Source organism: Streptomyces sp. NPDC047974 (assembly GCF_040653375.1).
Taxonomy (GTDB): Bacteria; Actinomycetota; Actinomycetes; order Streptomycetales; family Streptomycetaceae; genus Streptomyces.
This window is the reverse complement of record NZ_JBEZNU010000069.1, coordinates 1-8683: the sequence shown is the minus strand read 5'-3', so window position 1 is coordinate 8683 and position 8683 is coordinate 1. Positions and strand designations below refer to the sequence as shown.

Here is an 8683-nt window from a genome sequence, read left to right as displayed (position 1 = left end):
ATCGCCCCGGCCATGCTGCCGGACTCGATCCGCGCGGCGGTGATGCAGAAGCTCGCCCAGGAACGCGACGAAAAGACCAAGAACGACGACGTGAACCTCTACACCTGGGTGCGTCGCTCGGAAGATGGCAAGGAGTGGGAAGTGGTCCAGGAGGTCGAGGGCGTCGAAGTCCCCGAGACCGTGGGCACCTACCCCATCGACGCCTGCCCGTGGATTCCCCTGTGCGCCCCGCCGTCCCTCGTGGACGACTACGGCGAGGGCTTGGTCTACGACTACGTGGGCGCGTTCGAGTCGCTGGAGGCGCTGCGCAAGGCGATCCGTAAGGGTGCCGCCGCCCTGGCGAAGATCATCATGTTCCTCAAGCCGACCTCGACGATCCGCGAGCGCCAGCTCACCGAGGCCGAGTCCGGCGCGGTGCTGCGTGGCGAGGCCAGCGACGTGACCACGCTCCAGCTCCAGAAAGCCTACGACCTGAACTTCGTGCGTCAGGAGGCCGAAGGGCTGGCGAACTCGCTGGAGCTGATCTTTGGCGTGAAGTCCGCCGTGCAGCGCCCCGGCGAGCGTGTGACCGCCTACGAAATCCGGGTGCTCACCCAGGAACTCGACGACGCCCTCAGCGGCTTCATGGCGATGTCGGGCGAGCAGCTCTTGCTGCCGCTGATCCGCCGCCGCCTGCACAAGCTCCAGAAGCAGGGTCGCCTGCCCGAGCTGCCGCAGGAACTCATCAAGCCGCGCATCACCGTAGGCATCGCCGCCCTCGGCCGCGGCCACGACCTGAACAAGCTGATCGAGTTCGGTCAGGCAGTGGATGCGCTTGTCGGCGCAGAGGAGAAGGCACGCCGCCTCAACAGTGGCGAGGCGATCTCCCGACTGGCCGCCGCTTCCGACATTTCCACCAAGGGCCTGATCCGCTCCGACGACGAGCTTGCTGCCGAGCAGCAGGACGCCTCGGCGCAGGAGGCGATGGTCCGTGCCGCTCCGAATATCGCCTCAGCGATGACCCAAACCCCGTAACCCCCGAGAAGGACGCAATGTCGAACGAAACCACCGAGAAGCCCGCCAAGCCGACCAAGGAAGCCCCGAAGGCTCCGAGCGTCGAGCGTAAGGGCAAGGCCGAGATCACCCGCAAGACGAACGGCCTGGTCATCGTCAACTACAAGCCCGAGGACAAGTAATGTCGCAGCCGGGCAAGTCCGAAGTGACCGTCAGCCTTGACGGCATCAACGGCCAGCCGACCCCAGGTCAGCAGCCGCCGCAGAACTCCCAGGACACCCAGCAGCCCGCACCGGGCGCGCAGGGTGGCACCGATGGCGAGCGCCTGTTCGGCGGCAAGTACAAGACCGTGGAGGAGCTGGAAGCCGCCTACGCAGAACTGAGCACGCCAGCCGACGACAAGGGTGGCAAGGGCGGCCCCGCGACCATCGACGACGCCACCGCGGATGACGCGCGTGACGCCCTGGCGCGGGCTGGCCTGAACCTGGACGACTTCGCCACCGAGTTCAACTCGAACGGCTCGCTGTCCGAGGAGAGCTACAAGAAGCTCCAGGACGCGGGCTATCCGAAGGAGCTGGTGGACGTGTACGTCGATGGCCTGCGCGCTCGCGTGCAGACCTACGAGAACGCCGTCTACTCGCCTGCAGGCGGCAAGGCCGGTTACGACGGCCTGGTCCAGTGGGCCAAGACCAACCTGAGCGCCGAGCAGAAGCGGGCGTTCAACGAAGCGGTGCAGTCCGGCGACGCCGGACGCGCAGCGCTGGCAGTCCAGGGCCTCGTCGCCCTCCGTGGCGGCAACGGCCGCCTTCTGAACGGCAAGACCGCGGCGAACGCCGATGCCGGTCCCAAGCCGTTCCAGTCGCAGGCGCAGGTCGTCGAAGCGATGCGCGATGTGCGCTACCACCGTGATCCGGCTTACCGCGCGGAAGTCTCCGCCCGCCTGGCCGTGTCGCCGCTGTTCAAGTAATCCACTCAACCTCAAGCAAGGACTAAATGTCGGACGCAATCCCCTCCCGCCTGGGTCAAGCCCAGGCCAACGGCGACGCCTGGGCGCTGTTCAAGCAGAACTACACTGCTGAAACCATCACCAGCTTCGTCGAGAACTACAAGCTGGACGGCCGCGTGTCGGTGCGCAACATCGAGAGCGGCAAGTCCGCCTCGTTCCCGAACGTCGGCACCATCGGCTCCGAGTACCATGTGCCCGGCACCGAGATCAAGGGCATGGTGGTCGAGCACAACGAGACCATCATCACCCTCGATCCGATGCTGATCTCGCACGCCTTCATCGCCAACATCGACGAGGCGATGAACCACTACGACGTGCGTTCCGAGTACACCCGTCAGCAGGGTGCGGAGCTGGCGCTCAAGCGTATGCAGAACGAGCTGCGCTGCGCGATCCTGGCCGCTCGCACCACCGAAGGCAAGGTCGAAGGCCAGCCGGGTGGTGCCATCATCAAGGCCGCCACGATGGCCTCCGATCCGACCGTGCTGGCCGATGCGTTCCGCAACGCCCGCATGCTGTTCGACGAGAAGCTGCTGCCGGACAACCCGCAGGAGTTCACTGGCGCACTGGCCCCGGCTCAGTGGTATCTGCTGACCGAGAACAAGGACTTGATCGACCGCGACATCAACGCGGAATCGAACGGCTCCTACGGCCAGGCGATCATTTCCTCGGTCGCTCGCATCCCGCTGGTGAAGATCAACGCGATGCCGCGTGTCGATGAGTCGGCCCTGGCCTCGATCCCTGCCAAGTACCGCGGCAACTTTGCGGACACCGTGGGCGTGATCTTCCACCGCTCGGCGGTCGGCACCCTCAAGCTGCTGGACCTGTCCCTGGAGGACGTGTACCAGGGCGAGAAGCAGGGCACCCTGATGCTGGCGAAGTACGCGCTGGGTCACGGCATCCTGGCTCCGCGCGGTGCCATCGAGCTGTCGAAGGCTCCGTAAGCAATACAGCGCCGTTGGGCAAATCCCGCGGCGCTTCAATCTCTCTCCATCTACGGGGGACATCCACATGGGTGTCCCCCGTTTTTTTGCCCCGAATCCATGAACCTCGAACTCACTCCGACCACGGAACTCGAAGCCGTCAATGTGCTGCTCGGTGCTATCGGCGAAGCGCCGATCAGCGACCTCGAAGCGCTCGGCAACCTGTACGCCTCGCAGGCGCGCGACACCCTCCGCGCGGTGAGCCGCGAGGTCCAAACCGCTGGCTGGTGGTTCAACACCAGCGAGTCGTTCACCTTCACGCTCAACGCGGAAGGCAAGGTGCTGCCGCCGCAGTCGATCCTCAAGCTCGTCCCCGCACGCGGAAGCGAGCCGCTGGTGATCCGAGGCACGCGCCTCATCAACCCGCTCACCCTCGCCGACACGTTCTCGTCGGCACCCACCGCCGACTTCGTGACCTGGTTCCTCGCCTACGAGGAGCTGCCCGAGTCGGCCCGCCGCTACATCGCCGTGCGCGCTGCGCGTTTGTTCCAGACGAGCGTGCTGGGTAGCGACCAGCTCTACGTGTTCACCGAGAAGCACGAGGAGGAGGCATACCTCATCTTCGCGCAGGAGCACGCTGACTTCACCTACGCCCGCGGCCACAACTTCCTCAGTGGCTCGACGGACGTGTCTGATATTTGGGACCGCTGATGCCGCTAATCACGGGGGACTATCCCTCGTTCCTGGGAGGCGAGTCGCAGCAGGACGATACCGTCCGCTCGCCGAACCAGCTCACCAAGGCGATCAACGCCTGGCTGCATGCCGCAATGGGCGCGGGCAAGCGCCCGCCCGCCGAGTTCGTTGCTGGACTTGGCGTCACCCTCGATCACGACTGTGCCTTCCACTCCATCGTCCGCGATGAGAACGAGCGCTACATCGTCGCCGTGGGTCACCGCAGCATCCGCGTGTTCGACCACGAGACCGGCAAGGAATACACCGTCAATGCCACGGGCGACGCGCTCAACTACTTGGACACCCAGGGACAGCGTGCGTGGTCGTGCTTCGCGCTGGCGACGTTCTCCGACACCACCTTCATCGTCAACCGGCTGGTAGACGTGAAGCAGAGCGACGAGCTGTCGCCCGGTTCGCTGTACGGATCGGCGCAAACGATGTCCGACCTGCCGAAGCCCGGTGACAAAGGCTCGGCCGTTGTGCCGACCGGCGCGATCTACAACATCATCGGCTCGTCCGAGTCGCAGTTCGACGACTACTACGTCCAGAAGCAGTCCTCCTCGGTCTACCTGGAGGTCGCCCGGCCGGGCATCAAGCACCGCTTCGATGCCAAGACGATGCCGCACATCCTCAAGCGCATCCCCGATCCGGTGCATGCGGACGGCTTTTGGTTCTCCTTCGGTGGACCGGAGTGGACCGCTCGCCTCGCGGGTGACGAGCAAAGCAACCCGTTCCCGTCCATCGACGGCCAGCGCATCCGCGAGGTGTTCAAGCACCGGGACCGCCTGGGCTTACTGGCCGGGGAGAACGTGCTGATGTCCGAGGTCTCCGACCCGTTCAACCTCTGGCGCACTTCGGTGACCCAGGTGCTCGACGCCGACCCCATCGACGTAAGCGTCAGCGGGTCGAACGGCGTCACCACGCTCTACCACGCAGTTCCGTTCCAGTCGGCCCTGTTCCTTGCCGCTGCGGGCGGCCAGTTCCTCCTGACCGCCGAGCCGTACCTGGCCGCCAAGAACGTCAAGAGCGATCCGGTCAACAGCTACAGCAGCTCGCCGTACATCCGGCCGAAGCTGATGGGCGAGTCGCTGTACTTCACCGAGGACAGCGGCGCATACGCAAGCGTGCGCGAATACTTCATCGACGACCTGTCGGTGACCGGCGACGCCGCCGACGTGACCGCGCATGTGCCCAAGCTGATGCCGGGCCGCATGCGAGCGATGGCGAGCGCAAGTGGTGCCGACTGCGTGTTCTTCGCTCCTGACGAGCCGACCGACGCGCAGCTCTACGTCTACTTCGTCCGCTGGATCGGTGACGAGAAGCAGCAGTCCGCATGGACGCGCTGGTCAATCTCCGGCGTCGGCCGCATCGTCCACATGCACGCCATCAACGACGTGCTGTACGCCGTCGCGGAAGCGCCGGGAGGCGGCTGCGAGCTGCTCAAGTTCCGCATGGTGCTCAACCAGCACGACGCGGACGCCACGGGCGACTACAACTTCCTGCTCGACCGCATGCTGGTGGTGCAGCCCACCTATCAGCAGTTCGGCAACGAGACCTGGATCGACCTACCCTACATCGTGCCCGATGGCATGACGGTCACCGTCCTCAAGACGGACGACTGGCAAGACCCCGGCGCGTACCTCGACATCACCAAGGCGCGCTGGGACAACGCCCGCACCCGCCTCGCGCTCCCCGGTAACCACACCGAGGGCCGCGTGGTCGTCGGCATGGACTACGAGCACCGCCTCACGCTGACCAAGCCCATCGTTCGCGGCGGGCAGAACCAGGCCGTGCTGGTGGGCCGCACGCAGGTGCGTGACATCGAGGTCGCCTACAAGGACGGCGCGTACTTCGAGCTGGAGGTCGAGCAACACGGCAACGGCCGAGTCGAGACCTACGTGGCGTCGCACTCCGGTGCGTACACCGCGCGCGTCCTCAACGACTCGGTGTTCCGCACCAGCGCCCCGACGTTCCACTCCGGCTCTCGCCGGTTCCCCGTGCTGGGTGACGCCAACAGCGTCCGCATGCACCTCGTCAACCGCCTGCCGTTCCAGTGCTGGTTCCAGTCAGCACAGTGGCGCGGCATGTTCGTCTCCCGCAGCCGAGTATGACCCTGACCTATCGAAGCCCCACCGCCAGCGACATCCTCCACGTCGCCGAGAACATGCGGCAGGAGGACATCCTGGAGGTGGCGGCTTCGCATGGTCACACCCCGCTCCAGGCGCTCGCATACGCAGTGACCGCGAGCGACCGCAGTTTCGCCGCGATGCACGACGGTTCTCCCGTGTGCATCTTCGGCTTCACCCAGCACGCCGAGGGTATCGCCTCGGTTTGGCTGCTGGGCACCGACGCCCTGGTGGCTCCCTCGTTCCGCCGCACGTTCCTCCGAGAAGCTCGGCGGATCAGCGACGAGTGGGCGGCCACCTTCGGCACCATCTTCAACTTCGTCGATGTCCACGCCGTCACCACGCGGCGATGGCTCGGCTGGCTTGGCTTCCGCGAGAGCGGCGTCGAGTCCGCCTACGGCTTCGCCAAGACACCCTTCGTCCGAGTAACCAAGACCCCATGTGCAACCCCGTAGCAGTCCAGGTCGGTATCGCCGCAGTCAGCGCGATGGCGACCATGTACGGCCAGAATCAGAACAACAAGGCCATCGAGGAAGCCGCGGAGCGTCAGCAGGAGCAGATCAACGACCAGGCCGCCGAGCGCACCCAACAGCGCATGGAGGAGGCCCGCGCACTGCGATCCGCGATGCGCGCCTCCGCAGCAGAAGCGGCAGTGTCCGGCAACTCGGTCGAGCTGCTGGCGAACGACATCATGGCCCAGGCTGGCCGTGACGTGGCCCTCATCGAGAAGAACCGCAGGAACGGAGTCGTCGAAAGCGGCTCCGAAGCACGCGCTCGTATCCGCACCGGCAATGCCGAGGCGATGGGCGGCGTGATGCAGTCAGGCGCGAACGCCTACAGCAACATCCAAACCTACAAGCGCTATTCCATCCCCGGAGACGAGTAACCCGTGGCTCGCACGAAACCCCAAGAGATCATCCGCCGCGCGCAGGTGCCGCAGCGTCTCGCCGAGCGCCCCGTTCTGGCGGTGCAGGCTGACCAGGCGTCCTCCGCTGGTGCCGGTGCCCTCTCTCGCACCGCCGCTGCGGTGCTGACGCGCGTCTCGGATTCCGTCAACTCGCAGATGATCTCCAACAGCCGCGAGCAGTACACCGCCGCAGCGACCCAACGTATGCAGGAGGACGCCGAGGGTACGCCCCGGCAGGCCGAGGACTTCGTTGCCCAGCAGTCGGAGTCATGGCGTCGCGGCTACCTCAAGGCTGACGGCATCATCCGCGTCCGCGACTGGCAGATCGAAGCGGCCAAGGAGATCGCCAAGGCCGAACCCGGCACCGACATCGAGCCGCTCATCAAGGAGCGGATGGCGGCGCTGACGCAGAACCCCGAGTTCCAAGACCCGCAGGTCCGCAAGGCCCTGATGCCGGTCGCCATGCGCGCCGCGCAGCAGGTCCGCCAGCAGTGGCAGGCCGACTCGATGCGGGAAATGCTGGTGCGGCAGAAGGAGTCGCTGACCGCGATCATCCGCGACGGCATCAAGGGCGGCACGTTCCTCACCTCCGAGGGCATGAACGGCCTGTACGCGATGCTGGATCAGGAGGAGTACGCCTACCTCAACAAGCGCGACGTGGACGAACTCTACGTCGAGGCCGCCAAGGAGGAGCTGGCTGCGGGCAACCGCGATCCTCAGTCGATCCTGGCGTTCCTGGAGAAGGACCGCGGCGACGGCCAGCCAGGCTTGATGAACACCGAGCACGGCGACGAGCTGCGCGCGGCGGCTGCCGCTGGTGCCCGCGTAATCGCACACCGCGAGGACGAGGCACGCAAGCAGGCGATGGCCGAGGCGGAGTGGACGCTCCAGGGCCTCGCGGATCGCGGCCAGCTCACCCACAAGACCATCGACACCTGGGCCAGCAAGTTCGGCCTGAGCGGCGGCGACCTCCAGTCCTTCAAGCGCTACTGGAACAACCAGCAGCAGCAGACTCTCCGCCGCTGGGAGCAGGAAGCGAAGGAGCGCGCCCGAGAGGAGCGCATCCGCAAGCTGGTCGCCGGGGGCAACCCCTACGAGATCAGCGACGCCGACCTCAAGAAGCAGGCCGGTAAGGAGTGGGAGGAAACCCCGCAGGCCACACGCGGCCAGGTGCTCCAGAAGTGGGCACGGCAGGGCATCGTCATCCCTCAGCTCGAACGCATCCTCAAGCGCGCCGACCCGGCGTTCCAGGAGAACTTCCAGAACGCCGCGACGCTGTACGAACAGCTCCGCAAGGTCTCGCCCAAGTACGCCGATACGGTCGCTGGCGGCGAGGCTGCCGCGATGCTGGACCAGTACCTCTACGACACCCGGCGCAGCGGTCAGTCGCACCAGGAGGCCGCTCGCGTCCTGACGCAACCGAAGCGCGAAGTCGAGGAGGCCCGCTCGGTCATCAACGACACCTGGAAGTCCGGCATCAAGGACTACCTGGAGATCGACGGCAAGCCGCGCGACCCGCGTGAGCTGCACCGCATCCGCCAGGAAGCCGAGCGCATCGCCTCTCGTGGCGGCGTGTCCGGCGAAGCCGCCATCCGTGCAGCGGTCGGTCAGATCGACGCCCAGCGCACGACCGTCAACGGCCGCCGCGTGCCGAACATCGGCATGCCGCAGGGTGCCGAGCCAGCGGTAGACGAGCTGATCCAGACGGTCGCGCGCAAGCTCGGCCGCGACCCGGATGAGCTGTCGGCCCTGCCCAATCCCCGCAATCCTGGGCAGTGGCAGATCGTCGGCCCCGACAACTGGCTGATCCCTGACCCTGACACCGGCCGCGCCATCGGTTTCGACCCGCGTGCCATCGCGGCACAGCACCAGCGCTGGAAGGGAGACCTTGCGGAATCCCAGGCGCGTCGTCGGGTCGAGCAGCGCACCACCTGGGCGCGCCGACACGCTCCTCGCCAAGTCCCCGACCGCCCTCAAGGCCACCCTCACCGTGCTCCGC

At 66.3% G+C, this 8683-nt stretch carries 9 protein-coding genes; all 9 read left to right on the top strand.

What is annotated here, in order from left to right:
* The coding region (locus AB0E19_RS37775) for a portal protein (RefSeq protein WP_362189515.1) at positions 1-1014 on the top strand (1014 nt) is incomplete at its 5' end.
* A gap of 17 nt (positions 1015-1031) precedes the next feature.
* Positions 1032-1175, top strand: coding sequence for a hypothetical protein (locus AB0E19_RS37770; RefSeq protein ID WP_004154577.1), 144 nt, complete (start codon positions 1032-1034; stop codon positions 1173-1175).
* A complete protein-coding gene (locus AB0E19_RS37765; protein ID WP_049434070.1) occupies positions 1175-1960 on the top strand; it encodes a hypothetical protein in 786 nt (261 codons plus the stop codon). The genes AB0E19_RS37770 and AB0E19_RS37765 overlap by 1 nt, the downstream gene beginning before the upstream one ends.
* Positions 1961-1986: 26 nt before the next feature.
* Positions 1987-2940 (top strand): hypothetical protein, encoded by a 954-nt coding sequence (locus tag AB0E19_RS37760; protein WP_049434069.1) that lies wholly within the window; start codon positions 1987-1989, stop codon positions 2938-2940.
* 99 nt (positions 2941-3039) lie between these two features.
* Positions 3040-3630 carry a hypothetical protein gene (locus AB0E19_RS37755; protein ID WP_005412402.1) on the top strand — a complete coding sequence of 197 codons (591 nt, stop codon included), beginning with the start codon at positions 3040-3042 and terminating at the stop codon, positions 3628-3630.
* Positions 3630-5762: a hypothetical protein gene (locus tag AB0E19_RS37750; RefSeq protein WP_049434066.1), complete on the top strand. Its 2133-nt coding sequence runs from the start codon at positions 3630-3632 to the stop codon at positions 5760-5762. The genes AB0E19_RS37755 and AB0E19_RS37750 overlap by 1 nt, the downstream gene beginning before the upstream one ends.
* The gene (locus AB0E19_RS37745; protein ID WP_049434065.1) at positions 5759-6232 is read left to right on the top strand and encodes a hypothetical protein; all 474 of its coding nucleotides are present in this window, start codon (positions 5759-5761) and stop codon (positions 6230-6232) included. The genes AB0E19_RS37750 and AB0E19_RS37745 overlap by 4 nt, the downstream gene beginning before the upstream one ends.
* A complete protein-coding gene (locus AB0E19_RS37740) occupies positions 6217-6663 on the top strand; it encodes a hypothetical protein (RefSeq protein ID WP_165710221.1) in 447 nt (148 codons plus the stop codon). The genes AB0E19_RS37745 and AB0E19_RS37740 overlap by 16 nt, the downstream gene beginning before the upstream one ends.
* A gap of 3 nt (positions 6664-6666) precedes the next feature.
* A partial coding sequence (locus AB0E19_RS37735; protein WP_362189505.1) for a hypothetical protein occupies positions 6667-8683 on the top strand: 2017 nt, incomplete at its 3' end.